The 26553-nt window shown below is 70.9% G+C and carries 21 protein-coding genes and 1 tRNA gene; 11 read left to right on the top strand and 11 right to left on the bottom strand.

Annotated features, from left to right (window positions below):
- Positions 1 to 188: 188 nt before the first annotated feature.
- Positions 189 to 1454 carry a lactate racemase domain-containing protein gene (locus NE234_RS25605; RefSeq protein ID WP_252783184.1) on the top strand — a complete coding sequence of 422 codons (1266 nt, stop codon included), beginning with the start codon at positions 189 to 191 and terminating at the stop codon, positions 1452 to 1454.
- 22 nt (positions 1455 to 1476) lie between these two features.
- Positions 1477 to 2151 (top strand): nucleotidyltransferase family protein, encoded by a 675-nt coding sequence (locus NE234_RS25600; RefSeq protein WP_252783183.1) that lies wholly within the window; start codon positions 1477 to 1479, stop codon positions 2149 to 2151.
- Here the strand turns inward: NE234_RS25600 and NE234_RS25595 are convergent.
- On the bottom strand, positions 2134 to 3456 hold the full coding sequence (locus tag NE234_RS25595) for a cytochrome P450 family protein (RefSeq protein WP_252783182.1): 1323 nt from the start codon (positions 3454 to 3456) through the stop codon (positions 2134 to 2136). The two genes, NE234_RS25600 and NE234_RS25595, sit on opposite strands and share 18 nt — an antisense overlap.
- Before the next feature lie 165 nt (positions 3457 to 3621).
- Between NE234_RS25595 and NE234_RS25590 the strand changes: the two genes are divergently transcribed.
- The 5 genes from NE234_RS25590 to NE234_RS25570 all read left to right on the top strand — a co-directional run bounded on the left by NE234_RS25590 (position 3622) and on the right by NE234_RS25570 (position 10390).
- Positions 3622 to 4005, top strand: coding sequence for a DurN family substrate-assisted peptide maturase (locus tag NE234_RS25590; protein ID WP_252783181.1), 384 nt, complete (start codon positions 3622 to 3624; stop codon positions 4003 to 4005).
- 35 nt (positions 4006 to 4040) lie between these two features.
- Complete coding sequence (locus NE234_RS25585; protein ID WP_252783180.1) at positions 4041 to 4280, top strand: cinnamycin family lantibiotic; 240 nt, start codon at positions 4041 to 4043, stop codon at positions 4278 to 4280.
- Positions 4281 to 4370: 90 nt separating this feature from the next.
- The gene (locus tag NE234_RS25580; RefSeq protein ID WP_252783179.1) at positions 4371 to 7586 is read left to right on the top strand and encodes a type 2 lanthipeptide synthetase LanM family protein; all 3216 of its coding nucleotides are present in this window, start codon (positions 4371 to 4373) and stop codon (positions 7584 to 7586) included.
- Positions 7587 to 7592: 6 nt separating this feature from the next.
- Positions 7593 to 8495 (top strand): Nif11-like leader peptide family natural product precursor, encoded by a 903-nt coding sequence (locus NE234_RS25575; RefSeq protein ID WP_252783178.1) that lies wholly within the window; start codon positions 7593 to 7595, stop codon positions 8493 to 8495.
- Entirely contained in the window at positions 8492 to 10390 is a 1899-nt protein-coding gene (locus NE234_RS25570; RefSeq protein WP_252783177.1) for an ATP-binding cassette domain-containing protein, read from the top strand. Before NE234_RS25575 ends, NE234_RS25570 begins: the two co-directional genes overlap by 4 nt.
- A 189-nt stretch (positions 10391 to 10579) precedes the next feature.
- Here NE234_RS25570 and NE234_RS25565 read toward each other — a convergent pair whose 3' ends face one another.
- From NE234_RS25565 to NE234_RS25550, 4 genes are all read right to left on the bottom strand, one after another.
- Positions 10580 to 10975: a hypothetical protein gene (locus NE234_RS25565; RefSeq protein ID WP_252783176.1), complete on the bottom strand. Its 396-nt coding sequence runs from the start codon at positions 10973 to 10975 to the stop codon at positions 10580 to 10582.
- A gap of 281 nt (positions 10976 to 11256) precedes the next feature.
- Positions 11257 to 12492, bottom strand: a complete 1236-nt coding sequence (locus NE234_RS25560) for a carbohydrate-binding protein (RefSeq protein WP_252783175.1) — start codon at positions 12490 to 12492, stop codon at positions 11257 to 11259.
- Positions 12493 to 13068: 576 nt separating this feature from the next.
- On the bottom strand, positions 13069 to 13524 hold the full coding sequence (locus NE234_RS25555; RefSeq protein WP_252783174.1) for a hypothetical protein: 456 nt from the start codon (positions 13522 to 13524) through the stop codon (positions 13069 to 13071).
- A gap of 737 nt (positions 13525 to 14261) precedes the next feature.
- Positions 14262 to 14582 (bottom strand): antibiotic biosynthesis monooxygenase family protein, encoded by a 321-nt coding sequence (locus NE234_RS25550; RefSeq protein ID WP_252783173.1) that lies wholly within the window; start codon positions 14580 to 14582, stop codon positions 14262 to 14264.
- Between the two features lie 615 nt (positions 14583 to 15197).
- Between NE234_RS25550 and NE234_RS46060 the strand changes: the two genes are divergently transcribed.
- The gene (locus NE234_RS46060) at positions 15198 to 15689 is read left to right on the top strand and encodes a tyrosine-type recombinase/integrase (RefSeq protein ID WP_406567066.1); all 492 of its coding nucleotides are present in this window, start codon (positions 15198 to 15200) and stop codon (positions 15687 to 15689) included.
- Positions 15690 to 15764: 75 nt separating this feature from the next.
- Here the strand turns inward: NE234_RS46060 and NE234_RS25540 are convergent, their stop codons facing one another.
- Complete coding sequence (locus tag NE234_RS25540; protein WP_252783172.1) at positions 15765 to 16208, bottom strand: hypothetical protein; 444 nt, start codon at positions 16206 to 16208, stop codon at positions 15765 to 15767.
- 995 nt (positions 16209 to 17203) lie between these two features.
- Here NE234_RS25540 and NE234_RS25535 point away from each other — a divergent pair.
- Positions 17204 to 18652 carry an RICIN domain-containing protein gene (locus tag NE234_RS25535; protein WP_252783171.1) on the top strand — a complete coding sequence of 483 codons (1449 nt, stop codon included), beginning with the start codon at positions 17204 to 17206 and terminating at the stop codon, positions 18650 to 18652.
- 223 nt (positions 18653 to 18875) lie between these two features.
- On the opposite strand, the gene NE234_RS25530 is transcribed toward NE234_RS25535, so the two are convergent.
- Positions 18876 to 18947: transfer RNA gene (locus NE234_RS25530), tRNA-Val, on the bottom strand.
- 62 nt (positions 18948 to 19009) lie between these two features.
- Positions 19010 to 19378: a TIGR02611 family protein gene (locus tag NE234_RS25525; RefSeq protein WP_252783170.1), complete on the bottom strand. Its 369-nt coding sequence runs from the start codon at positions 19376 to 19378 to the stop codon at positions 19010 to 19012.
- A 205-nt stretch (positions 19379 to 19583) separates the two neighbouring features.
- On the opposite strand from NE234_RS25525, the gene NE234_RS25520 reads away from it, so the two are divergent.
- Positions 19584 to 20006, top strand: coding sequence for an SsgA family sporulation/cell division regulator (locus NE234_RS25520; protein ID WP_252783169.1), 423 nt, complete (start codon positions 19584 to 19586; stop codon positions 20004 to 20006).
- An 85-nt stretch (positions 20007 to 20091) separates the two neighbouring features.
- On the opposite strand, the gene NE234_RS25515 is transcribed toward NE234_RS25520, so the two are convergent.
- Positions 20092 to 20946: an aminotransferase class IV gene (locus NE234_RS25515; RefSeq protein ID WP_252783168.1), complete on the bottom strand. Its 855-nt coding sequence runs from the start codon at positions 20944 to 20946 to the stop codon at positions 20092 to 20094.
- Positions 20947 to 21275: 329 nt separating this feature from the next.
- Here NE234_RS25515 and NE234_RS25510 point away from each other — a divergent pair, with 329 nt between their 5' ends.
- Positions 21276 to 23075, top strand: a complete 1800-nt coding sequence (locus NE234_RS25510; protein ID WP_252783167.1) for a serine/threonine-protein kinase — start codon at positions 21276 to 21278, stop codon at positions 23073 to 23075.
- Positions 23076 to 23233: 158 nt separating this feature from the next.
- Here NE234_RS25510 and NE234_RS25505 read toward each other — a convergent pair whose 3' ends face one another.
- Complete coding sequence (locus tag NE234_RS25505; RefSeq protein ID WP_252783166.1) at positions 23234 to 25429, bottom strand: DUF3488 and transglutaminase-like domain-containing protein; 2196 nt, start codon at positions 25427 to 25429, stop codon at positions 23234 to 23236.
- The gene (locus NE234_RS25500; RefSeq protein WP_252783165.1) at positions 25426 to 26553 is read right to left on the bottom strand and encodes a DUF58 domain-containing protein; all 1128 of its coding nucleotides are present in this window, start codon (positions 26551 to 26553) and stop codon (positions 25426 to 25428) included. Before NE234_RS25500 ends, NE234_RS25505 begins: the two co-directional genes overlap by 4 nt.

The raw sequence follows: 26553 nt of genomic DNA, 5'->3' as shown, positions 1-26553 counted from the left end.
GGGACACCTGCGGACACCGCCGGCTCCTGTCGGCAGGGTCTCCCAGACGGGGCCTCCCAGGCAGGATCTCCCCAGGCGGGGTCTCCCGGGCCGCGTTTCGCGCCGCGCGACCCCGTTCCCCGCCGCGGGATCCGGTGATGAGATGGTCTTCCGGGAGGCGCCGCCGATCGAGGGAAGGAAGACCGATCGTGGTACACGGGACGGGCAGTCCGGAGCGTACGCTCACTGAGGACGAGATCCGCGGGACCGTTCAGGACCTGCTCACCGGCCGGGACGTCGACGGCCGGCACGTGGTCGTGGTGATCCCGGACGGGACCCGGTCGGCGCCGATGCCCCTGATGCTCCGCCTGCTCCACGACGCGCTCGCCGGGCGGGCGGCCCGCATCGACGTCCTGGTCGCGCTCGGCACCCACCAGCCCATGGACGACGCCGCGCTCGACGCCCTCGTCGGCGCCGCCGGCGTCGGCCGGGACCGCCTGCTCCCGGAGATGACCGTCCTCAACCACGCCTGGTCCGATCCGGCGACGTACGCGACCCTCGGCACGATCACCGCCGGGGAGGTCCGCGAGCTGAGCGGCGGACGGCTCGACGGCCCCGTCGACGTACGGATCAACCGCCTCGTCGCCGAGGCGGACCTCGCGATCGTGTGCGGGCCGGTGTTCCCGCACGAGGTCGTCGGCTTCTCCGGAGGCAACAAGTACTTCTTCCCGGGCGTCGGCGGCCCCGAGGTGATCGACCTCTCGCACTGGCTCGGCGCGCTGATCACCAGTTACGACATCATCGGCGCCCGCGGCGTCACCCCCGTGCGGGCGATCATCGACCGCGCCGCCGCGATGATCCCGACGTCGAAGCTGTGCCTGGCCATGGTCGTACGGCCGGGCGGGACCGAGCTGGCCGGCCTCTATGCCGGGACCCCCGAGGAGGCCTGGGCCGCCGCCGCCGAACTGTCCGCCCGGGTGCACGTCCGCCACGTCGACCGGCCGTACAAGACGGTCCTGTCGATCATGCCGCGCCGGTACGCCGACATGTGGACGGCCGCCAAGGGGATGTACAAGGTCGAGCCGGTGATCGCCGACGGCGGCGAGGTGATCGTCTACGCCCCGCACATCGACCGTTTCAGCGTGACCCACGGCGCGGTCCTCGCCGAGATCGGCTACCACACGCGCGACTACTTCCTCGCCCAGTGGGACCGGTTCCGCGACCGGCCGCTGGGCGTCCTGGCGCACAGCACGCACCTGCGCGGGCAGGGCACGTACGAGGCGGGCGTGGAGCGGCCGCGGATCGACGTCACCCTCGCCACGGGCATCCCCGAGGAGGTCTGCGCCGCCCACGGCCTGGGGTACCGGGACCCCGCCTCCATCGACGTCGACCGGTGGATCGAGGACCCGGACCCGGACGTCCTGGTCGTCCCCGACGCCGGCGAGATCCTGTACCGCCTCCGGCCGGCGGGCTGAGCAGGACCGGGCCGACGCGGCGATGAACCTCCTGGTCGGTCCCGCCCCGGCGCCCGCGGGCACCGTACGCGACGCGGAGACCGCGCGCTCGATGCTGCGCGAGAGCGACCTCCTGGTCGAGGTGCTGGCCCGCTGCGCGGGCCTCGGTCTGCCCGGCTGGTACCTCGCGGCCGGATGCGTCGCCCAGACGGTCTGGAACCACCGGACCGGCCGCCCCCTCGATCAGGGGATCCGCGACCACGACCTCATCTACTTCGACGACGCCGACCTCGGCTGGGCCGCCGAGAACGAGGCGATCCGGGCGGCGCGGGCCGCGGTCCGCGACCTGCCCGTCGAGCTGGAAGTCCGCAACCAGGCCCGGGTGCACCTCTGGTACGAGGCGAGGTTCGGCATCCCCTGTCCGCGGTACCTCTCGGCCGAGATGGCCATCGGGACCTTCCCGTCGACCGCCTCCAGCGTGGGAGTGCGGCTGGAGCCCGACGGCGCGTGGCGGCTGTACGCGCCCTTCGGCCTCACCGACCTCCTCGGCCTCATCCTCCGGCCGAACCTCGTCCTGGCGCCCGCCGGCGTCTTCGCCCGGAAGGCCCGGCGGTGGCGTGAGCGCTGGCCGGAACTCCGCCTGTGCGCCCCGGAGCCGGAGGACGGCGACGGGCGTCCCGCCGGGAATGGCCCGTACCCGTCAGGTCCCGGTAGGTGAGGCGGCCCCCGAGGTGACCGCGGACGGGTGAGCGGCCGGTGGAGAGGTGAGCCGGACGGGGAGGGCGGCCAGCCGCCAGGTGCCGGGCATGGGGATGCGGTCGAGGCTCTCCGGAGGGACCGCCAGGGACAGGCCGGGGTAGCGGTCGAGGAGGCCGGCGAAGGCGACCTCGGCCTCCTGGCGGGCCAGGGCGGCGCCGAGGCAGTAGTGCAGGCCGTGACCGAACCCGAGATGGGTCTCGTGGCCGCCGTCCGGCTGCCGGGTGATGTCGAGCCGGTGCGGGTCGGCGAAGCGGCGCGGGTCGAAGTTGGCGGAGACGAGACTGGCCATCACGGGTGAGCCCTTCCGCAGCCTCCTGCCGCCGATCTCGACGTCCTCGGTGGCGTATCTGACCCGGGCGGCCTGCACCGGCCCGCACCAGCGCATCAGCTCCTGCACGGCGCGCGGCAGCAGCGTGGCCGGGTCGGCGCGCAGGAGGTCGAGCTGGTCCCGGTGGGTCAGCAGCGCCACCATGCCGTTGCCGATCAGGTGCGCGGTGGTCTCGTGCCCGGCGAGCACGATGGTCAGCACCATGGTGACCAGCTCGAACTCGCTGAGCACGCCCCCGTCCTCGTCGTGCACACCGATCAGCGCGGTCAGCAGGTCGTCGGCGGGCTCGGCCCGGCGGCGTGCGACCAGCTCCTCGACGTGGTCGACGATGCCGCGGATCGCCGCGGTGAAGTGCCCGGTCTCGTGCGAGCGCATCAGGGCGCGGCTCCACTGCAGCCACCGCTCGCGGTCCTCCTCGGGGATCCCGACGAGCTCGCAGATGACGGTGATCGGCAGCGGATAGGCGAAGTGCTCGAGGAGGTCGACCACACCGTCCGGCGGAGACGCCCGGTCGGGAAGCCGGTCGAGCAGCCGTCCGACGATCTCCCCGACCCGAGGCAGTAGAGCCGTGACGCGGCGGGCGGTGAACGCGCGGGAGACGAGCCTGCGGAGCCTGAGATGGTCGTCGCCGTCGGCGTCCAGCACGCTGCGAAGCAGGTACGGCGCGTGGTCGTCGTCGATCCCCATCGCCCGGAAGACCTCCGCGCGGGCGTCCTCGATCTCCATGCCGGGCACGTTGGCCGGGTCGTTGACGAACCTGCGGTCGTTCAGCACCACCCGGACGTCCGCGTGCCGCGTGACGATCCAGAGGGACGAGCCCCGGTCTCCGTGGACGACCTGCACCATCGGCGACTGCTCGCGCAGCCGCGAATAACCGCGGAACGGGTCCCGCAGCAGCTCGGGATCCGAAAGATCGACGGTGACCGGAGTAACCATTCCACCCTCCACCATGAAAGCTCCAAAACGCCCACTTCTCCCTTACGGGACATCTCGCAGGGCCTTGACTTCGCTTTGGAGCGCCAATAGCATTCACCTTGCTTAACTCTCCGTGACTATATCACTCCATAGAGTGATCAGAGCCGTCCGAGAAGGGTACGCCGCATGGGAGCACTCAAGGGCACCGGACCGAAGCCGCCGAGTGACCTGACCAAGCACCGAGCGATCGAGACGGTCCGTCAGATCCAGCATCTGATGCTGCTGTGCGCACTGCTTCCCCCCGACGGCAGCCTGCAGGAAATGCTCCGACTCGCACTCGCACTTCCCGAGGAGCCACTGCTGGCGCGCGTCACGCCGGTGACGGATCTGCATCCCCAGGCCACCAAGGAATGGCTCGAATCATTCTTTATCCGGGACGGGATATCCGCTGCGGAAGAGGAGTTGATCGCCTGGCAGAACGACAAACCAAAGATGGATGCCGCGGTAACCGAGATCAAGGATGTCGAGCGACAACTCGGCATAAGGCTGGCGACGGAGCTGGCCGAGTAGCACGACAGAGTTCATCACAGCGAAGGAGAAACGCGATGTCACCGAGCAGCGTTCTGCGTCACGCGGCCGCGGACGCGGAGGTCCGCGCCGAGATACTGGCGGCCCCCGAGGCGTTCGGCGTGTCCGCCGGCACCGTTCCGGCCTCCGTCGAGCCGCTCGACCAGGAGTCACTCGGCTTCTGGACCGAGGGCCTGGCCGCCACCGAGATCTACGCCTGCGCCTCCACCTGCAGCGCGGGTCCGCTGACCATCCTCTGCGACGGCACCACCAAGTAGCCCCGGAAGCGAAAAGCGACCGGTGGGCCGACCCTCGTCGGCCCACCGGCCCACCGGCCCGCGCGGACCGACGGAGCAAGGAACCCTGGCGTGACCCCACTCTTCCCCTTGGACATCGCGGCCCGCGCCGCGAACCTCTCCGAGCAGGCGCAGGTCGTCTCCACCCTGGGACCGGCCGACGGCACAGTCGCGCTGACGGAGTTCGACCGGTGGAGAATCGACCGGCTGGCGGTCAGGCTGGCCGGGCATTTCCACGAAGAGAGCAGGCGACGGCCGGGCTCGGCGCGATACTCCCGGTATCGGGTGACCGAGATCCTGACCGAGTACCGCCGCCACGAACTGACGCTGACCGGGCCCGACGACGCCCTCGGACGGATCCTCACGGACCTGCACGGTGAATGGCTGCCGACGTACCAGAGCGCACTGCGGGGACTGAGCCGGGCCGATGACCGGACGAAGGCGGGCTGGCGCGAGTTCGATGCCTACTACGGCCGACTCGCCATCGCCTGCAAGCCGTTCCTGACCGAACTGGGCCTACGGCTGAGCGACGCGCTCGCCGAAGGAGACGTTCGGGGAGTCCCCGCCATCGACGTCCAGGTGGTCGACGACTTCCAGGACCACCTGCTCGGCCGCTTCGAGCTGGCGCTGGCGTGGGCGGTGGAGGCCGCCGCCAAGGCGCACTGCGCGCTGCACGACATCGACCCGGCGCGGGCGACCAGGGAGGACTACCTGGCCTATCTCGACGAGACGTTCTCCGACGCGGCGTCCTACCACCGCTTCTACCTGGACTTCCCGGTCCTGGGACGGTGGCTGGCCCACGTCACCGAGCTGCTCGCCGGCCACGGCCGCGAGATGATCGCCCGGTTCCGCGCCGACGCCGGTGCGGTGGCCGAGGCGTTCTTCGAAGCGCCGATCACCAGAGTGCGATCCGTGCGCCTGGGCCGTTCCGACATGCACGCCGGCGCCCGCAGTGTGGCGATCGTGGACGTCACGCTGGCGGACGGCCGCGAAGAGTCGTTCGTCTACAAGCCACGCTGTGTCCGCGGCGAGGCCGCGCTGCAGGAGCTGCTGGCCCGGCTACGCGACGATGACGTCGTCGGCTATGCCCCGCGGCCGGTGCTGCCCAGGGACGGATACGGCTACGAGGCGCTGATCCCGTCAGGGCGCAACCGGGTCGAGACGCGCGATCAGGCCGGGCACGTGTACGCCGAACTCGGCGGCTACCTCGCGATCTTCTACATCCTCGGCGGGGGCGACCTGCACTTCGAGAACGTCCTGGTCGCCGACGGCCACGCGTTCATCTGCGACTGCGAGACCGTGCTCGGCGCGCCGCCCAAGGGGCAGCCTCGGCCGTCCGGCACGCTGATGGACTCGGTGTTCAAGACCGGCCTGATCGAGTGGCCCACGGCGGCGTCCGCGGCCGACACGGGCATCCGGCTCAGCGGCTACTCCGGCGGCGACGCCTATCGCCTGCCGACGCCGGTGCCCCGGGTCAGCGACCACCGGATGTCCTTCGACGCGGCCGTGACGCACCGTACGGGCGTGCTGGTCGAGCCGGGAGCGCCCAACCGCATCTTCGTCGGCGACGAGCTCACCCGCGCCGAGGACTTCACCGACGCGATCAGGACCGGATTCGACCGCGTCTACCGGTGGTTCCAGCAGCGGCCGGAGCCCGCGATCGAGTACGTGACCGGCCTTTTCGCCCACACCCGCGTGCGGTTCATCAACTGGAGCACCCAGGTCTACGCCCAACTGCTGCTGGCCGTGCGCCACCCCAAGTGCATGATCGAGCCGTTGGAGGTCGACCTGCTCATCGACACGGTGCGCAGGTTCCCGCGCAGTTGGGACGCCGAAGGCGTGCTGCCGCCCTGCGAGCTGATGTCGATGTGGCGGCTGGACGTACCCATGTTCACCGTCGACGCGGGCGGGGACAGGCTCGTCCACGACCATCGCGACGAGGTCGCGGCCACGGTCGATGCGACGCCGCTGGACCACGCCGCCGCGCGGATCCGGCGGCTCTCCGCTCAGAACCGCGCCCAGCAGGACCAGTACATCGCCGCAGGCCTGTCCGGCGGTGATGTCACGAGCCCGGACTTCGCGGCCACCTGCGTCGAGCAGGCGAGCGCCGTCGGGCTGCGGCTATGCCGGATGCTGCGCGAGCCGGGCCGAGCGCCCTGGACGTCGTACGTCATCACCGGCGACGGCAAGACCGAGATCGACATCGAGGGCGACCTGTACATCGGCTCGGCGGGTGTCGCCTTGTTCCTGGCCCACCTCCACGAGGCGGCCCCGCGGCCGGAGTTCCGCCGGGCCGCCGAACGCGCCCTCGCCCACGCCCTCGACTCCTGTGACCGCCGCCGCATCGGGGCCTTCGCCGGGCTCGGCGGGCTGATCTATCTCCTCACGCACCTGCACCACCTGTGGGGCGATCGCGCGTTGCTCGATCGTGCCGTCGACCTCGCCGACGAGGCCGCCGACCTGATCGAGCTGGACCGCCGCCTCGATGTCTTCCACGGTGTGGCCGGGCTCATCCCGGTGCTCCTCGGGCTGGCGGACGCCACCGGTGGCCACGGCCTGAAGCACGCGCACCGATGCGCCGCGCATCTGATGCGCCATTCGCAGGCCGACGGCGACACCCTGTCGTGGCCCAGCCCGGACCCGCATACCGTGACGGCCAACCTGACCGGCCTCTCGCACGGGGCCGGCGGCATCGGCTGGGCGTTGATCATGCTGGGGTGCCGCGACGACCGTCCCGACTATGTCGACGCCGGACGGCGCGCGTTCGCCTATGAGGCCCGTCACTTCGACGAGGACGAGCAGGATTGGTACGACCTGAGGCGGGTCGCGGGCGGCCTGTTCCGCAACGGGCGCCACTACGCCAACGCGTGGTGCAACGGCGCCGCCGGGATCGGCATGACCCGAATCAGTGGCTGGGCTCTGCTCGGCAAGGACGACGACGCCATGTTCCGGGAGGCGCGCCAGGCGCTCACGGCCACGATGCGCGGCTTTCCGCGCCTGATGAACGACTCGCTCTGCCACGGCCGCTCGGGCAACGCCGAGCTGTTCCTGCGCTTCGCCGAGCTGGGCGAGGAGCCCGCCTTCCGGATGGAGGCCAACATCCAGGCCCAGGCCCAGTGGCGGAACCTGGAGGACGCGCGGCCGGGCCCGGAGTCGGGGTTCTTCCCCGGCCTGATGCTGGGCCTGGCGGGTTTCGGCATGCACTTCCTGCGCCTGGCCCGGCCGGAGAGCACCCCATCGGTCCTGCTCCTCGACCCGCCGGGTCCCCGACGCTCATCGAAGGAGTGAACCACGATGTCCGTTGATTCCTGCGCCCGGTTCCTGCGCCTGGCCGCGGAGGACCCGCACGTCCGGCAACGGATGAAGGCCCTGACCGGGGTCGCCGAGGTGATCCGGTTCGCCCGCGCCGGCGGCTACGACTTCACCGTCCGCGATCTCATGGTGGCGTCTTCCACGGCCGGCCCTACGGACGCGCCGCAGACCGCGGACGCCCCACAGGTCGTGGAGCGTCCGAAGCCGTCGGCGAGCGGGGTCTACCACTACGAGTACGACCTGAACGAGCTTCCCGGGTTCACCGCGATCATCGACGAGCTCCCCCGGCTGAAGATCCGGCCGCCCACGGTCGACCTGGCCCGTTTCCACGACGCGTTCCGGGAGGAGGATCTGCGGTCGACCTCGCTGGCGCCGTCCGGCCCCGAGTACGCGGCCTGGCGTGAGCGAACCGCCGGCGAGCCCGCCGGGGAGGCCCGCCGCAACTTCCACCTGGTCAACCTGGACGAGCACGTCGCTCACGACGGGTACGACGCCTACCTGGCGGCCAAGACCCGGGTGATCACCGCGCTGGAGGACGTCTTCGACGCCGAGGTCCGGTTCTCGGGCAGCATGTGGTACCCGCCGTCCGCCTACCGGCTCTGGCACACCAACGAGGACCAGCCGGGCTGGCGGATGTACATCGTCGACTTCGACGGGGACTTCCCCGATCCGGGGCACACCTCCTTCTTCCGCTACCAGAACCCCGCCACCGGCGAACTGGTCACCCTTCGCGAGCGCCCCCGGATGGTGCGTTTCTTCAAGATCGAGCAAGATCCGGACCGGTTGCTGTGGCACTGCATCGTCAACCCGACCGAGCGGCACCGCTGGAGCTTCGGGTTCGTCGTGCCGGACCACTGGGCCGAGCACCTGCCGGAGCGGTCATGAGCCTGCCGCCGGTACCGGCACCGACGCCCGCCCGTACGGCATCCGCCGGTACGACGCCTGCCGGGACGGCGTCCACCGTCCCGGCGATCAGGGCGGTCGACCTGCGCAAACGGTTCGCCGATGTGACCGCGGTCGACGGGATCGACCTGACGGTGGCCCCGGGTGAGAGTTTCGGCTTCCTCGGCCCCAACGGCGCGGGCAAGACGACGACGATCGCGATGCTCTGCACGCTCGCCGCGCCCACCTCGGGCCGCATCGAGATCGCCGGACACGACACGCGCACCGATCCCGCCGGAGCGCGGCGCAGCCTCGGCATGGTCTTCCAGGAGACCACGCTGGACGGCGACCTCACCGCCGCGGAGAACCTCCGCTTCCACGCCGACCTGTACGACGTTCCCGTCGCCGAGGTGCCCGCCCGCATCGATGAGACCCTGGCCCTCGTCGGGCTGACCGGCCACCGCGACCGGCTCGTACGCACGTACTCCGGCGGCATGCGGCGGCGCCTGGAGATCGCCCGGGCGCTGCTGCACCGTCCCCAGGTCATGTTCCTGGACGAGCCCACCGTCGGCCTGGACCCGCAGGCGCGCGCCCGGGTCTGGCGGCACCTCCGGCAGGTCTGCCGGAGCGAGAAGGTCACGCTCTTCCTGACCACGCACTACCTGGACGAGGCCGATCAGTGCGACCGCATCGCGATCATCGACGAGGGACGCATCGTCGCCGAGGGTGCTCCCGACGCGCTCAAGTCGGTCCTCGGAACCGACCGCATCCACCTGCGCACCGCCGACGACGTAGCGGCGGCCCGGCTGCTGCACGAACGCCTCGGCCTCGACGCGGCCACCGGCCCGTCCGGGCTGTCGCTGCGGGTCACCGACAGCACCCGGGTCCTGCGCCGGCTCTTCACCGAACTCGACGTCTTCATCTACGAGGCGAAGGTCGTCCGGCCCACCCTCGACGACGTGTTCCTCCACCACACCGGGCACCGCATCCGCGACGACGCCCCGGCCGAACCCGACGCTCCCTCCCCCGATCCCGAGCCCCCGGCCGGACCGCCACCGGCCGTCCGCCCGGCACGGACGGCGCCCCTCCCCCGGGGCCTGCCCGCCGAGCTGCGTGCCCTGCGGATGATCTGGCGGCGTGAGATCCTGCACTTCGCCCGTGACCGCACCGGCACCGCGGTCTCGCTGCTGCAGCCGCTGCTGTTCCTGTTCGTCTTCGGAGCCGGTGTGGCCGGTCTCCTCCCCACGGCCGGCGGACCCGACTACCAGGTCTTCCTGTTCTCCGGGATCCTGCTCATGGCGGCCCAGGGGCCGGCCGTCTCCGTCGGGGCCTCGGTGCTGTGGGACCGCCAGAACGGCTTCCTCCGCGAGATGCTGGTCAGCCCGGTCCGGCGCGGCACGGTGCTGGCCGGCAAGTGCCTGGGCGGCACCACCGTGGCGGTCTGCCAGGCGGCGATGCTCCTCACCGCGGCCGCCCCGATCGGCGTCCCCTTCGACCTCGGCCTGTACGCGCTGCTCCTGATCGAGCTCACCCTGATGGCGCTCGCCATGACGGCCTTCGGCGTGCTGGCGGCCACCCTGATCGGCCGGCCACAGACCTTCGGTACCGCGCTGACCGTGGTCATGGCACCGCTGACGTTCCTGTCCGGTGCGATGTTCCCGCTCGCCGCCATGCCCGCCTGGATGGCGTCGCTCGCACTGCTCAATCCGCTCAGCTACGCGGTCGACGGCATGCGCCGCACCGTCGCGGCCTACCTGGCGCACCCGCCGGGCCCCCTGTTCCAGCGACTCGGCTGGGGACACTGGCACCCCCCGGTCCTGGCCGAATGCGGTTTGATGGCCGTCGGCGCCCTCCTCGGCCTGCTCCTGGCCGCCCGCCGCTTCTCCCGCCCCGCCTGAGCCCGGCGACGAAGCGTCCACCGGTCACCGCGACGGCACAGAGCGACTGAGGCCGCGCGACGACACGCCACAAGGACCGGCCCCTGGTCCAGGGGCCGGTCCTCGAGATGCGCGAAGCCGCGCTGCGTCCGGCGGTCACCGCGCCGACGTATATCTCGGCTGCCGGTGTCCGGCCGGTGCGGCAGCGGTCTACTTGTGCACGGTGAAGCAGGCGTCGCCCGGGTGGTCCTGGTACGCCTTGGTCGGTGCGACGCCGAAGCAGAGCACGGTCTTGTTGGGGAACTTCCTGTCGAGCTTCCCGTCGAACCCGTGCACGTTCTTCACGCGGTTCCACCAGAGGAAGTAGACCTTCTTGTGCGGCGGCTCCACCTCGACGTAGGGGTAGCCGCTGAACGCCTTGTAGGAACGCAGGTGGGTGTTGAAGGTGTCGACCTTCAGCCCCGACCCCCTCACGGTGGCGCACCACTTGCTGCCGCACTTGGCGCCACCCGCCGTGTGCACCGTGGTCGCGCCCGCCGTACCGGCGGTGAGCGCCAGACCGGCCACCGCGGTGGCGCCGGCGAGGGCCATGGAGAGCTTGCGCACGTTTCCCCCTAGAGACGATCTCGCATGAGCAAGATCAACCTAGGGATGCGAAAGGTCGCGATACAGAGTCTGTGAGCTCAACGGCAGATTAGGACCTGAGACCTATTCGTCATGTCCCTGCGGCGAACGCCGGACTCCCCGATCGAAGCCGCCGTCATCTCCCGAAGCCGGAAACCGGGCGAACGGCGTACCGTTCGCCCGGTTCTGGTCTGCCGCGCTCTCAAGCGTCCGGCCCTGAGACGGCCGGCCTCAGGCGACCGCCCGCGCGGCCTCCGGCGGGGTCAGCCGCACGGTCCCTGGTCGGCCCACACGTCGGCCTTTCCGGGAGTCTCGCCCTGGGTCCACCACCGGGCCTGCCACGTGTGCGACGCGTACGTGACGAGGTTCCCGCCCGTGTAGACGGCCGACGCGCTCCACGCCGGCGCCGAGCAGGAACCGGGCGCGGGCGGCGTCGGCGTCGGAATGGGCACCGTGGGCGAGGCGCCGAACTTCGCCGTGTAGCGGGTGAAGTCCCAGGCCGACTGCGCCACGCTGGAGCAGGTTCCCGAGGTGCGCCCGCCGTTGTCCGGCGGGCTGCACTGCCGGTCCCGGTTGACCGACCAGAAGGTGTACCGCGAGAGCTTGTGCGAGGTGACGTAGTCGAGCACGGACTGGAAGTCGGACTGGGTGAACATCTCGCCGCTGTCGGACCGGCCGTTCATCATCGACACGCCCTCATGCGCGTAGGCGGTCGCGGAGTCCCAGCCGAAGGTGCTCATCAGCGTGTTGTGGAAGCCCTCCAGCGCGCTGATCTGCGCCGAGGACCCGTTGAAGCCCCCGTCGAACGGCATGATCGCGTAATTGGCGGGGGTGAATCCCTGGCTCTTCGCCTCGGCCAGCAGCTGCTTGCCGAACCACCCCGTGCCCTCGCCGCCGGTCGTACCGGCCGTCGTGATCGAGACGTACAGGCCCGGGTTGCTCTGCTGCAGGATCTTCGCGGCGCCGATCTCGTTGTGGATCGCCGCCGAGTTCTCGTACTCCGGCTCCTCCAGGTCGAGGTCGATCGCCTTGAGCCCGTACTTGGTGATCACCTGCTGGTACGCGGCGGCGGTCGATGACGGATCGCTACAGGCCTGGCCGAGTTTGGTGCCGTTGTAGCCGCCGGCCGACACCGTCACGTCGCCGCCGGCCGCGCGAATGCCGTTGACGACCGACGCGGCCTGCGTGTCGGAGGAGACGTCATGGGTGCCGTCCCAGGTCGGCCGGCAACCTCCGCCGTTCGGCGCGAGGATGAAGGCGAGCTGGAAGGTCTTCTGCCCGGTCGCGCTCATGACCGGCCCCAGGTCGGGTGGATCGTTGTCGAACGGCATCACGTACGGCGCGGCGCCGTACCAGTTGCCGCCGAGCGCCGCGGCCGGACTCGTGGCCGCGGAGCTGACCCCGGCGACGGCCGTGGCCGTCCCGAGCGCCGCCGCCACCGCGGCGATCGCGGCGACGAGCCCTTGCCTGCGGCCGGGCACGCGCGTTCTCCATCGCATGTCGCTTCTCCTTCGGGGGTCGACGTACGGCCACCGGCCGCACGTCTTGGCGGGGGATGGGAAGCTCAGCATCTGTTAGGAAAGTTTCCAGTCTGGACTTGCCTCGGAGGATACTCGATGAACGTGTTCTCCGGGAGGCCCTGATCGCCGTCCGGCCGACTTCAAGGAGACGGCCGAACCTCCGCCCACCACACTCGGCGCGGTGAATGCCCGGGCGAGACCGCGACGCCCGGGTCGCGGCGCCAGGACCTCAGCGCCTGCACCGCCGGCGCTCCGGCCAGGTGGCGACTCGTGCCACGTCACGCTGCCGGCCAGTGCCGGAATCAGACTGTGGATGGTGGGGTGCCCCGCCGCATCCCCCGGCCGAGTCACACGAGCGGGCCGTCCGGCGGGCCCAAGCCCGCGCCGCGGCGATCGAGCGCGGTCGTCGACGACCAGTCCTCATCAGGCCCGCACGCTCAGTCAACGGCATCTCCCACTGCCCCGGTCGTTTCGACAGAACGCCGGTGCGGGCTTGCGACGAAACCACTTCGCGAGCCCGCACCGGCGTCTATCGTTTCGAGGCGGCGTCCCCGACTATTTGCACTTGATGGCGGCGCTGTACCACTTGTTCGTGTGGCCCTGGTACTTGTCCTGCCACCAGGTCGCGACCGTCGCGTACCCCTGGGGACACTTGTATCCGGCGAAGTCGACCTTCTTCGCACCGGGGCTCTTCTTCAGCAGCTTGGGCTTGCCCGGCGTCCCGTTGGCCTTGTACGGCAGAAACCCCAACGCGCCCTTGACCTTCTTGTCGTTGGTCATCCAGCTTTCGAGCTTCCCGCCGCCGATCCGCTTGATGCAGACGTAGAGCTTCTTCCGCGGCGGGAAGTTCCGGCAGTGATTCTGCGCGACGACTACCGGCGCCGCCGGAGTGGCGGCCACGGAAACGACCGAGGTCCTCGTGCTCGCCTCAGCGGAGGCGACCGGAGCGGTGAGCCCCGCGATCGACGCGATCGCTCCGGCGGCGATGACCATACGAACCACTGACTTCAAGATTTCAACCGTTTCTTCAGGGGGATGAGCTGTCAGGGGCAACGTAGTGACCCGCCCTGGTCTTGCGACAGGACTCCAAGGCCCAACTTCCGGCGTCCTCGTTGGGTCCCAGGACCTATCCTCGATGCGCGAAAAAGCCGAGTTATCGGCACGCAACCTGTCGAATCGACCGAGACATCAAGCCACTTGCGCGGTTCGTGGTGAAGTGTCCGTCTTTGGTGCCGCAGGTAGCTGATCGACCCACACCTTTGCCGGGAGCATGGGAGAGGAGGGCCGGTCGCGGGACCGTGCGGGGGCGATGGAGGCCGCATGCAGGGTGGCCGCCCTCCGTGCCGGGATCGCGGCGGCGCCGTCGCATAAGCCCCCACGCTCGCCCAGGCGACGGCCATACCGGGAAGGGCCGAAGCCTCTCCCTTACCCACACCGTCGTAGTGTGCCCGTCGAGACGAACGCGATCTCGGGGGGCACACTGACGCAAACAGCGCACGAAGGTCGAAAAAGGGTGTCCCGGAGCGAACTCCGGAACCCTCTCTGACCTGCTCTCACACTGGGTGGGCGATACTGGGTTCGAACCAGTGACCTCTTCGGTGTGAACCAGATTCGGTCGGTCGGTCTTCTCCCTGGTCGATAGGGAGCCAAGCGGGGCGCACATCTCGTCCTGCGATAGTCCAGCGTCCCGCCCGACCGGTCAGGCACGACCGAACGTGGTTGCACCTGACCGGCTCGCCTGTGGGGCGCTACGCGTCTCGATCTAGGGTGAACGAGACTTCGTACAGACCCGGGTGGGCCTGGCCGAACGCCTTGTTGCCTTCCAGCAGCCCTTGGGCTTTCAGGTGCTTGATCACCCGCTGTGCGGCATCGAGGTCTGCGCTCTGGGCATAGTTGACAACGCGGGTGCCATCCAGGCTGCGATGCAGGCTGGCAGACATCCAGCCGGGCACCTCGCTGGCGACCCGGGCCGCGCTGGCCAGGTAGTCGATCAGTGGTTGCTGGCGGCCGGGTTCGACGGTGAAGACGTTGATCTGAGTCACCGTGGGGCCAACACGGATGACGGGCATGGCCTCTCCTCTGCTCTGACGAGGCGAGAAGCGAAGACCCGACGGACCTCTCGAACGACAGGCACGCGTCAAGCCCTCGGCTGCTCGCCGATGGCTTGTCGCGGGTTCGCCACCGCAGTAGCGAACGGAGCCTCGTTTCGAGGGGGCCGGGCTTACCCATGCCGACCCAGGTCCTTTTCGACTCGTGCAGCTTATCCCGCCGACTCCGATGCGGTCCATCCGAACGCCGGCGGCCCTGCCCGTTCCTTGACACGGTGCGAAGCTGATGGGCCGGATGAAATCAACGGTTGGTACTTCGTCCGGTGGGCCGCCCGATCGAGGGACCGGCGCCCACGCCGCACACCCGTAGGGCGGGCCATCCGGCAGGCTCAGGCCCGTGACAAGGCGCTGAGGAACGTCGCCGAACTGGTCACCACGCCCAAGGGCAGGGCCGGACGTCCAAGCAAGGCACTGACACTCGCTCAGGCCACGGCCGTACTGGAGAAGGCCGAAGCCTCACCGCTACACGCCTACGTCGTGCTCAGCCTCATGACCGGCGTCCGGACCGAAGAGGCTCGGGCGCTCCGCTGGGATCACGTCGTGACATGGGTCGACGACCGAACCGGCTGGCGTCCGGTGACCGAAGTCGACTTCGATCACCAGCGGTTCGCCATCTACGTATGGCGGTCCGTACGGGCACACGGCGACACCAAGACGGAGAAGTCCCGCCGAACGCTGGAACTGCCCGAAGAAGTCGCCCGAGCGCTGCGCCTCCACCACAGGCGCCAAGCCGCACAGCGGCTCAAAGCAGGGAAGGACTGGCAGGGTCACGGCCTCGTCTTCTGCACCCGCACGGGAGCACCGCTCGACGCCGGCAACGTCCGGCGGGCGTTCCGCGGGATCACCAGGAAGGCGGGCATCGGGGAGACGTGGACTCCCCGCGAACTCCGTCACTCGTTCGTCTCGATCATGAGTGACAACGGCGTGCCCATCGAGACGATCGCCGATCTCGTCGGGCACGCGGGCACCGCGGTGACCGAGAAGGTGTACCGGCACCAGCTCAGGCCGGTCATCACCAAGGGCGCCGAAACGATGAACACCATCTTCACTCAGCACAAGACCGCGTGACGGTGGCTCCCCGACCAGACCTGAAGATCGAAAAAGGGCCCCGGAGTGATCTCCGGAACCCTCTCTGACCTGCTCTCACACTGGGTGGGCGATACTGGGTTCGAACCAGTGACCTCTTCGGTGTGAACCAGATTCGGTCGGTCGGTCTTCCCTCTGGTCGACAGGGAGCCAAGCGGGGCACCTCTCACCTGCGATCACGTCCGGTGGAGTCGCGGCGAGTCTGAGGGAGCCTGAACACGTTGGCTCCCGAGATTGGCTCCCGTGGCTCCCCTCCCGGGCGGGAGAGGAGCCCCTATGGCAATCGAGATCACCGAAGAACACATGTCCCTCACGGTCGACGACCGCGAGGTCGAACACGATGACGGTCACGGACGGGTCCTCGGCCGCCTCACGGACGAACCTTTTGAGTTCCGGGATCAGTGTGCTGTCGAGGAGGTTCAGGCGAGGGTGCTTCATCGTCACGGTGAGCACGGCGTCGGCCTGCTCGATCTCCAGGACGGTGTAGCCGGTGTACTGCATGGCACTGCCTCCCTTCCGCGGGCGACGCCCGCCAGTGACGTCTGAGGGCCGGTTCGGCCGTCCGACGTCACTCTGCGACCTGACATTGACGTCAGCTGCAAGGGTTGACGGCATGGCGGCAAGCGTGATCTGTGTCACCGCCAGGCGACGTCAACCGGCTTGCCCCCGCTCAGGAGGAGGGACGTCGCACTCACCCTTACGACCGGCGTCGTAGCCGAAGTGACACGGGCGCTCCGCCGCACCACGCCGTGGCATGGATCGACCGAGGGGGCCGCGTGACACCGGCCCGCTGTCGGCCCGGAAGCTCCGGAAACACGCTCTCAGAGTTCGAGGTGCATGCGGGGCCTGCCCGTCAGTGAAGCCGCCTGGTGACCCGCTGCGGCATCGCCCGAGCCCTCGGCCCGTCACCGTACGGTCGCGACGTGGAGACGCCGCCGCGCAGCGCAGGCACGTGGGCGCTCGGCTTTGACCGGGGGTGCTGACGCCTGGGGCCGCCTGCGTCGAATCGGTTCGCTGTGGTGGGCCCCATGGAGAAGACGAGAGGGGCCGACGCCGGGTGTCGCGTCTGGACCGACGCGTCTGCGCGGTCCCGTCCCTTGCAGAGGGGGGCATCGAATCGCCCGCTGGACGCCGGGGCATGAAAATTTCATCCTGGCAGGTCTGTCATCCTCGCGCGGCGTGCGCCCACCTGCGCGATCGCCGTGATGCCCCTGGACGCCGAGGGCAGGCCCGAGCAAAGCATTGCCCGGAGATTCGGATGACCATACTCTCGGCCTCGTTGAGCGAACCGATTCGACCAGCTGCCGCGCCGGGCCGCGGGATCCGGCCGCCGACCGCCGCCGGCGCGCCTCTGTTGCGGTCCCCGCGCGCTTCTCCGATGTCCGCGCATCACTACAGGCCCGGCACCCGGGCGGCGTCGTGTCGCTGCCGGTACCCGACCCCGACGGAGAAGGGATCGCATGTCCAGCACATCCCATCAGCCCCCGGCTGGGCGCGTGAACAGAGCGCTCGCGCCACTCGTCGCCCTCATCGCCCTCATCGCCGCCGTCGCCGCCCTCCTCGTCCCGCTGGGGCGCGCCCAAGCGGCGACCGTCGGTTTCACCCTCGGCGCCACCCGCACCGACACCAGCGGCCATGCCCTGCAGTTGCACGGGCTGGGCATCGTCAAGGTGGGCTCCACCTGGTACGGCTTCGGGGAGGACAAGACCGGCGAGACGAGCAGTAACACCTCGTTCCAGGACATCCCCTGCTATTCGTCCACCGACCTGGCGACCTGGACCCACCAGGGCGCCGCGCTGGCCCGGCAGGGCAGCGGCGACCTCGGACCGAACCGCATCGTCGAACGGCCCAAGGTCATCTACAACGCGTCCGCCCAGACGTACGTGATGTACCTGCACATCGACAACATGAGCTACTCGGAGATGAAGGTCGGCGTGGCGACCAGCCCGACGCCCTGCGGCCCGTACACCTACCGGGGTAGCTTCCAGCCGCTCGGCAACCAGAGCAGGGACATCGGCCTGTTCCAGGACACCGACGGCAGTGCCTACCTGATGAGCGAGAACGGCGGGCACGGACTGCGCCTCTACCGGCTGTCGCAGGACTACCTGTCGGTGGCCTCCACGGTGGCCGTGCTGCCGGACCTCGAGGCGCCCGCGATGGTGAAGATCGCTGGGACCTACTACCTGCTCGCCTCCCACCTGACCGGCTGGGGCACGAACGACAACGTGTACGCCACCGCGACCTCCCTCGCCGGACCGTGGTCCTCCTGGCGGAACTTCGCGGCACCGGGCACGAACACGTACAACAGCCAGACCGCGAACATCATCACCGTCCAGGGCAGCGCCGCGACGACGTACGTCTACGCGGGCGACCGGTGGACCACCGGCGACATGGCCGACTCGCCGTTGATCTGGCTCCCCCTCACCATCCGCGACACGACGGTCAACCTGGGCCAGTACCCGACGTGGAGCCTGGACGCGAGCGCCGGCACCTGGTCGGCGGGCTCCGGGCTCCCCACCAGCGCGACGCACACCCTCGCCAACGGCAACAGCGGAATGCTGATGGACGTCTCCGGTGCCTCGACCGCGAACGGCGGCAGCGTCATCCAGTGGCCGGCCAACGGCGGAGCCAACCAGCAATGGCGGCTGACCCGGCTCGCCGACAACGTCTACACGCTCGTCAGCGTGAACAGCGGGCTCTGCCTGGACGTGCCGAACCAGTCCACCGCCAGCGGCCAGCAACTGCAGCAATGGACGTGTAACGGTGGCGCTAACCAGCAGTGGGCCGCCGACCTGGTCGGCAGCTACAACGGCAGCAACTACGCACTCGTGAACATCGGCAACGGCCTGACGATCGGCGTGGCCGGCTCGTCGACCTCCCAGGGCGCGGCCGTCCAGCAGCTCACAGGCACCGGTGCCGCGAGCCAGACCTGGCGCCTGTCCTGACACCGGTGCCGGTCGCCGCGGGACGTGCCCCCGGCGACCGGCACCGGATCGTCTTCCCCCACCCGGCCACGGATGCCGGGCGCATTCCCTGGGGTGTCTGAGCCGCGGAAGCAGCTGCCGCCGCGGGTCTTGAGTTGCTGCGCAAGGCGATGAAGCCTTCGGAAATCGAAAAAGGGCCCCGGAGTGATCTCCGGAACCCTCTCTGACCTGCTCTCACACTGGGTGGGCGATACTGGGTTCGAACCAGTGACCTCTTCGGTGTGAACGAAGCGCTCTCCCACTGAGCTAATCGCCCCAGGCGGATCAACCGCCGCAAGAAAGACTAGCGCATCCCCCGCCCTCTTCGCGCATCGACGATCAGACCTTCCACGGGAGGTTTAGGCCGAAGGCCTGGAGGTAGGCCACGATGGCGACGGCGAGGACGACGCCGGCGCAGATTGCCAGGAGCTGGTTCCGGCGCCGCGCTCGTGGGTCGAGGGCCTTCTCCTTCGCTTTGCTCGCCGTTTGCTTCGCGGAGGTGAGGGCACGTTGCGCCCAGGCGAACTCGGTCGCCAGGATGGCAAAGCCTACGAAGATCGCCGCCCAACCGGGGCCCGGCAGCACCAGCATGGCGACGCCCGCGGCGAGGACCGTGACGCCCACGCTGAACACGGCGAGCCGCCACACGTTGTTCAGCACGGGGCGGCCGCGGATGCGCTCGCGCCAGTCGTTCAGCGTCTCCCTCATGCGACCGACCCTAGGTCACTTCGCTTCTACGCAGGTCAGAGCGGGTATCAAGGCCGGTGAGGTAGGTCACATGACGTACGGGGGGCGGAATGTTCTTAGGACTTTTGACAGTTACGCGTCACAGAGCCAGGGGGACACCCGTTGGAGGGAGCGAGGTCCTCACCGAGAAACCCGCGATGCGGGACTGACGCCTGAAGGATGACCGATGAACAGCAGCAGCACCACTGCCTCCGCCGAGGTCGGCCTTCGGCTCCTCGTCCCGGATAGGACGATCATCCCGCTGCTTGCGACGTTGGACTACTCCGCTGATGACCCTTATGCGATCCGTGTGGCGTTCCATGTCGGGAATGAGGCACCGGTGGAGTGGATCTTTGCTCGCGAGCTGCTGACCGTCGGCATTGTGCGCAAGGTCGGCAGGGGTGACGTGCGGGTGTGGCCGGCGGAGAAGAGCGGCGAGCGGATATTGAATCTGACGCTGTCATCGCCGTTCGGACGGGCACACTTCGAGGTGCCGTTGACGCCCCTCACGGACTTCCTTGACCGGACGTATGAGATCGTTCCTGCCGGCCGGGAGGCTGACTTCATCGACATTGAAGCGGAACTGGACGACCTCCTCTGGCACATCTGAGCCCCCCACACTGACCGTACGGCCCCGCACCAGGCGCCTCCCAGCGCTGGCCCACACCCATGGCGCGGGGCCGTACGCCTGCCTGTCACGGGTCGATGTCGGCCGCGCCGCGCTCGGCGAAGACCTCGATCGCCTTCCGGGTGACCGGGCCCGGGGCCGCGGGGAACACCTTGCCGTCGACGGCGCGGATCGGCTGGATGTCGCGGGTCGTGGAGGTGAGGAACGCCTCGTCGGCCGTGGAGAACTCCTCCAGCGGCATGTCCTCCTCCTCGCCGCCGCACCACTCGAGCACCAGCGCCCGGGTCACGCCCGCGAGGCAGCCGGAGGACAGCGGCGGGGTGGTCAGGCGCCCGTCGCGGACGACGAAGACGTTCGAGCCGGTGCCCTCGCAGAGGTTCCCGGCGAGGTTGCCGAAGATCGCCTCCGCCCCGCCGTGCTCGTGCGCGTACGCGAGGGCCTTGGCGTTGTCGCCGTACGAGGTGGTCTTGAGGCCGGAGAGGGCGCCGCGCTCGTTGCGCGGCCAGGGCACGACCGAGACGTCGGCGGTCGGCGGGAACGGCGTCTGGTCGGCGACGGCGACGATCGCCGTGGCCCCCTCCGCGCCGCGGTCGGAGCCGAGCGGGCCGATGCCGCTGGTGTAGGTGATCCGGATCCGGGCCAGGTCCCAGGACGGCGCCGCGGCCAGGACGGCGAGCGTTCCCCGGCGGATGGCGTCCAGGTCGGGCTCGGGCAGCCCGAGCCCGGCGGCGGAGACGGCGAGCCGCCGCAGGTGACGGGTGAGGGCGAAGGCCTCTCCGCGTACGGCCTTGACCGTCTCGAACACGCCGTCGCCGACGAGGATGCCGTGATCGAAGACCGACACCCGCGCGTTCTCCGGGGCGTACAGTTCTCCGTTGATCCAGACCGGGACGTTACCGGTCTGGGAGCTGAGCTCGACCACCGTGAAGTCACCTCTCCGTGCCGGGCGCCTCGGCCCGGTCCTCCCTGCTCCGCCGGGCTGGACACCCCGGCCGCACCCCACACTACGGCCCGTGCGCGCCTGGTTCGAGCGAATACACGGGCGTCCTGCGCCGGCCGTTCCGCGTCGGTCACCGGCGCCGCCGGTGACCGTCCGCGCCGGTGGGGGTCGGCCGGGAACGCCGGGAGCCGTCGCCGCGTCGAACGACGCGGATGAACCCGGACCGACTCAGCGAGTAGATCGGAAACAGGCATTACCATCGACACGACTCATCCGCGCAGCCCCAGCCGCCCCGACGAAGAAGAGACTCCATGATCGACCAGGTGCCCGGCTACCGCATCCTGGAGCGGGTGGGCGAGGGCGGGTTCAGTGTCGTCTACCGCGCCGAGCAGGAGCGCCTCAATCGCATCGTCGCCTTGAAGGTGCTGTCCGTGGACGCCGTCGACGACGACACGATGCGCCGGTTCGAGCGCGAGTGCCAGATCACCGGACGGCTCACCGGCCACCCGAACGTCGTCACCGTGCTCGACACCGGCGTGACCAGCGGCGGGCGGCCGTTCATCGCGATGGACTACTTCGAGCGAGGGTCTTTGCGGGACCGGCTGTCGCGCGAGGGACCGCTCCCCCTGCAGGACGTCCTGCGGGCCGGCGTGAAGATCGCCGGCGCCCTGGCCGCCACCCATGAGGCCGGGGTGCTGCACCGCGACGTCAAACCGCAGAACATCCTGGTCTCCAAGTACGGCGAGCCCGCGCTCGCGGACTTCGGCATCGCCCGGCTCACCGGCTCGTCGGAGGTGACGCACACCACCGCGTTCACGCCGCACCACGCGGCGCCGGAGGTCGTCAACGGCGAGCAGCCGGGGGTGACCGCGGACGTCTACTCGCTGGCCTCGAGCATGTACCAGCTGCTGGCGGGCGGTCCGGCGTTCAAGTCCACGGGGTCGGCCAACGGGATCGGCGCGCTGATGATGCGCATCCTCAACGAGCCCCCGCCGCCGATCCCGCGCGCGGACGTCCCGCCGCAGGTGTATGACGTCATCGCCAAGGCGATGGCGAAGACGCCGGCCCAGCGATACCCCAGCGCGGTCGCGTTCGCGGGTCGGCTGCAGCAGTTGCAGGCCGAACTCGGGCTTCCGGTGACGGAGCCGGCGGGCAGCGACTCGGTCACGGCGCCTCCCGCCTCGACCCCGTACGTTCCGGAGCAGGACCACTCCGGGCTGACCGGCCCCGGCTTCGAGCTGCTGGCCCAGCAGTACGCCCCGCCGCACCTGCCGGCGGCGCATCCGGACGCCGCCGGGCCGGGACCCGCCTCGCCGCCCACGGCGTCTCCGAGACCCGCACCGCCCCGGACGCCGGACGCCGGACCGACCCGCGCGCCGAACTCGGGCCCCGCTCAGCCGCCGGCCGGCGGGCCGCCGCACGCGCCGAGCCTCGGCCCCACCGGGGCGTTCAACGCCGGACCCACCGGAGCGTTCAACGCCGGGCCCGTCCACGGCCCGGCGTCCCGCCCGCGGGTCCCCGACCAGGTGTCCGTGCCGCGGCCCCGAGAGGCGACACCGCGGACGCTTCCGGAGAGCGTGGAGCCTGCGGACCTGCTGCGCGTGCCGGCGAACGGCCGGAAGGGCCGTCCGGCCGCCGTCGTGGCCGGCGTGGTCGCCGGCGTGGTGGTGATAGCGGGTGCCGGCGTCGCCGGGTTCCTGCTGTTCGGGAACACCGGAGACGGCGGGAGGGACACGCCGACGCCGGCACCGACCGCACCGCGGACGTCCGGGTCGTCCACTCCCGTGGCGATTCCCTCCCAGGTGATGGCCGCCGCGACCCCGCGCGACCTGCGGGCGACCGACAAGGGACAGATCGTGGTCCTGCGCTGGAAGCTCGCCAAGAACAACGACTTCCCGATCTGGATGCAGCAGTCCGACGGGTCTCCCACACAGACGCCTCCGCAGGCGCTGGCGCCGCGTTCCACGACGATGACCGTTTCGGGCCTGGACCCGCAGAAGGGGTACTGCTTCACGGTCGGCGCGCTGGTCGCCATCGGGCAGGGCGACGGACAGCCCGCGACGATCGCCTGGGCCAAGCCCAAGTGCATCCGGGGCGCCACGGCCCGGTGACGGGACCGGGCCCCGCTGATCAGAGCGGGAGGCCCGGCGGCGAGCCGGCCCCTGATCGTCAGCGCGGGCGCAGTGAGCCGGGGAGTCGAGGGCGCGCCCGCTCTCGTGATCAGCGCGGGCACAGTGAGCGGGGGCGGGAGCCGAGCCCGCCCCTGTGGTCAGCGCAGGCGCAGAGAGCGGGGGTGCAGGCGTCGCGCCAGGCGTCGCCGGAGGCCGGCGGTCCGCCGGACGAGGCGGCCGAGCTCGTCGGTGTGCCGCCACGCGGCCTCGGCCGTATCCGGTCCGGACGGCGTCGCGGCGTACCGCGACCGGTTGACCAGGTCGGCGAGGGGACGCAGGTGTGCCTCGGCCCCGGGGACCCGCTCGGCGCCGAATCCCGCGATCTCGTGGGCGGTCAGGGCGGTCGCGGCGGGCAGGCCGACCGCGCCCAGCGCCTCGCGGGTCTGCTCCCAGGCCCCGGTGATCCGCGCGGCGGGCGTGGGGCCGCCGCGTCTGCGGCGCCGCCGCAGCACCGGGAGGACGAGCACACCGGCGAGGTATCCCGCGGGCAGGACCGGGACCGCGGCCAGCCCGTAGACCCACGGCGGCGTCGACGGCTTCTTGTGCGGCGGCCGGGCCGGTGCCCTGGGCGCCGGCGCGGCGTGGGTACCGGAACCGCCGCCCTTCTTATGGGCCGCCGCGCTCTTCTGCGCCGCCTCCAGCTTCTGCTGCGTCTCCCCCGCCGGCACCGAGTTCGACTTCTTCGAGGCGTCGGTCTCCTCGGGTGTGGGGAAGAACGGTACCCAGCCGATGTCGGCGAAGTCGACCTCGGGCCAGACGAGCACGTCCCCGGAGCGGACCTGCCAGGTTCCGTTGCCGCCGACGCCCGGCCGGAAGCCGACGACGATCCGCGTCGGCAGCCCGATCGAACGCGCCAGGACGGCGTACGCCGTGGCGAACTGCTCCGAGGTGCCCCGCTTGGACGTGCCGAGGAAGTAGCGCAGATCCGCGTACGTGTGACCGGACAGGCCGGTCACGTCGTACCTGGCGGTGCTACGGAGGTAGTCGGCGAGTTTCGCGGCGCGCTGGAACGCCGTCTCCTGGTCCTTGGTGACCTCCAGCGCGAGCCGGCGGAACGCGGGCACCTCGGCGGTCTTCGCGGTGGTCCCCGGTGACTCCGTGAGGCCGGTCGCGGCCTGCGCCTCCGCGTCGCGCGCGGGCTGGGCGACCGCGAGCAGGCCGGCGTCGTAGTCGGGCACCATCGAGGTGACCGTGTACGCCTGCCCGGAGCGCAGCGGCTGCCCCGCCGTCAGCACCCCGCTGCCGGGGTCGGTCGCCACCGCCAGGCCCTGCACCGTACGGGGCCGGTCGGCGGCGGGCACCCACACGCCGGGCAGGTCCTGGACGGTGAAGCGCTGGACGACGCGCGTCCGGTGAACGCGGGGGTCGTCCGGGATGCGGCTGCCGGCCGGCACGAACCGCGCGTCGGACGTCCACGTGACGCCGTCGAAGCGGTCCAGGACGGCGAGCCGCCAGTCCTCGGGCGCGTCGGCGCGCACGGTGAACATCTGCTGGTCCGGGGTCTGCAGCCACGCCGACACCCGGTCGAGCGGGCTGATGCTGTCCCGCTGCTGTGGCGGCGGGGCCTTGACGGTCGCCCGCGGGTCGTACGCTTCGCCCCTCATCGGCAGGTACGGCCCGACGGCCGCGCCCAGCAGCCCGATGGCGGCGGCGGCCGGGAGCCCGGCGAGCAGCCACAGCGGCCGGCCGCCGCTCCGTACGATCGTGAGCGCGCCGGTGAGGCCGACGAGCACGGCGACGACGGGGAGGTTCGAGCCGGGACCGTTGACGCCGAGCAGCAGCGCCGCGCAGAAGACGGCCACCGAGGGCAGCGCCGGCGCCGCCTTCGTCTTGGTCCGCACGGCCAGCTCGGCCCCTCCGAAGGCGGCGAGCCAGACCAGCGCGTGCGGCAGGACGAGGAGCTCGGGACGGCCGGGGGCGGGCAGCAGGGAGGTGAGCGTGCCCTTCCAGGAGTCGCGCAGCGCGCCGCCCACCACGGCGAAGTCGCCGTGGAACAGCGTGAGCCCGGCGACGAGCGTCCAGGCCCCCGCGGTCGCCAAGATGGAGATCCACAGCGGCCAGATCCGGCGGCGCGGCCAGGACAGCAGCGCGACGAGCAGGACCGGCGTGACGGCGGAGACCGTGACCACGGGCACCAGGTCGCCGACCGCGAACACGCGATGGAACGCCAGGCCGCCGGCGCCGGCCAGCGCCACCACGATGACGAGCGCGGTGACGAGCCGTACCCGCAGGCCCCGCCGGGGCTCGGGCGGCGCGTCCGTGCCCGGCCGCGCGGGCGCCGCCGCCGTCGTCATCGGGTCGCGCCCTTCCACGCCGCCCGCAACTCCGCCAGGTCCGAGATCTCGACCAGCCCGACGCCGGGCAGGCGGGGTCCGGGAGCGTCGGGCCGGACACGTACGCACACCACCCGGTCGAACCGCCGGCGCAGCGTCCCCGCCCCGGAGACCTCCCCTCGCCCGCCCGTCACGAGCACGAGCGCCCCGCCCGCCCGTACGCGCCGGGCGACCTCGACCGCGCCGTGCGCGGCGTCCGTACGGGACAGCCCGGCCAGCCGGTCGAGGATCTCCTCCACGTCGTGGGCGCCGCCGCGGGTCTCCACGAGCGGCCCGTCCGCGGTGAGGACGCGGACCGGGAAGTTCATGCCCGCCGCGCCGGCCGCCACGGAGGCCGCCGCGTCCACGGCCAGCTCGAAGTCGTCCGCGTCGGCGTAGGCGCCGGCGTCGGTGTCCACGACCACCGTCGTCTGCGGCATGCTGGCGTCGACGAGCTGGCGGACCATCAGCGTGCCGGTGCGCGCGCTCGACCGCCAGTGGATGTGGCGCAGGTCGTCGCCCACGACGTACTCGCGCAGCGCGTGGAACGTCACCGTGCCCGCCGGCGCGGTGTCCGACGTCGGCCCCTCCAGGTGGTGGTTGCGCCCGGACGGCAGGAGCGGCAGGGCCACGGTGTGCGGGCGGACCAGGAGGGTGCGTGGCTCGCCGTACTCCCGTACGCGCCGGGCCAGGCCGAACGGGTCGGCGCGCACCAGCCGCAGCGGCCCCACCGGGATCTCCCCGCGCCGGTCCGTCGGCAGGGAGTACCGGATCGTCTCGGCCCTGCCGGGGCGCAGCACGGGCACCCGGACCTCGATCCGCCCGCCGCCGCACGCGTCGTACGCCCGCATCCCGGCCCGGCGCATCCGGCCGGTGTTGGTGACGTGCAGGACGCCGGAGGCCGACTCGCCGCGTGCGACGCGGTTCGGCGTGACCTCGCGTACGACGGTGAGGCTGGGCCGCGGCAGTGTCCACAGCACCGCCGTCACGACGGCGACGAGACCGCCGACGGCGAGGGCCACCGGTTCGGGGTAGCCGAGGAGAGCGCCGGCGGCGTACAGCACCGCCGAGACCGCGGCGACCCCCCAGCCGACGGGCGTGAGCAC

It is taken from the genome of Actinoallomurus rhizosphaericola (genome assembly GCF_024055675.1).
Lineage (GTDB): Bacteria > Actinomycetota > Actinomycetes > Streptosporangiales > Streptosporangiaceae > Actinoallomurus > Actinoallomurus soli.
This window is presented reverse-complemented; position numbering and strand designations above follow the sequence as displayed.

Bases quoted from the DNA above. Each gene is read 5' to 3' on its own strand.
- NE234_RS25600 (WP_252783183.1), top strand. From the start codon at position 1,477: ATGAACCTCCTGGTCGGTCCCGCCCCGGCGCCCGCGGGCACCGTACGC.
- NE234_RS25595 (WP_252783182.1), bottom strand. From the start codon at position 3,456: ATGGTTACTCCGGTCACCGTCGATCTTTCGGATCCCGAGCTGCTGCGG.
- NE234_RS25590 (WP_252783181.1), top strand. From the start codon at position 3,622: ATGGGAGCACTCAAGGGCACCGGACCGAAGCCGCCGAGTGACCTGACC.
- NE234_RS25585 (WP_252783180.1), top strand. From the start codon at position 4,041: ATGTCACCGAGCAGCGTTCTGCGTCACGCGGCCGCGGACGCGGAGGTC.
- NE234_RS25575 (WP_252783178.1), top strand. From the start codon at position 7,593: ATGTCCGTTGATTCCTGCGCCCGGTTCCTGCGCCTGGCCGCGGAGGAC.
- NE234_RS25570 (WP_252783177.1), top strand. From the start codon at position 8,492: ATGAGCCTGCCGCCGGTACCGGCACCGACGCCCGCCCGTACGGCATCC.
- NE234_RS25560 (WP_252783175.1), bottom strand. From the start codon at position 12,492: ATGCGATGGAGAACGCGCGTGCCCGGCCGCAGGCAAGGGCTCGTCGCC.
- NE234_RS25550 (WP_252783173.1), bottom strand. From the start codon at position 14,582: ATGCCCGTCATCCGTGTTGGCCCCACGGTGACTCAGATCAACGTCTTC.
- NE234_RS25540 (WP_252783172.1), bottom strand. From the start codon at position 16,208: ATGCAGTACACCGGCTACACCGTCCTGGAGATCGAGCAGGCCGACGCC.
- NE234_RS25525 (WP_252783170.1), bottom strand. From the start codon at position 19,378: ATGAGGGAGACGCTGAACGACTGGCGCGAGCGCATCCGCGGCCGCCCC.
- NE234_RS25520 (WP_252783169.1), top strand. From the start codon at position 19,584: ATGAACAGCAGCAGCACCACTGCCTCCGCCGAGGTCGGCCTTCGGCTC.
- NE234_RS25510 (WP_252783167.1), top strand. From the start codon at position 21,276: ATGATCGACCAGGTGCCCGGCTACCGCATCCTGGAGCGGGTGGGCGAG.
- NE234_RS25505 (WP_252783166.1), bottom strand. From the start codon at position 25,429: ATGACGACGGCGGCGGCGCCCGCGCGGCCGGGCACGGACGCGCCGCCC.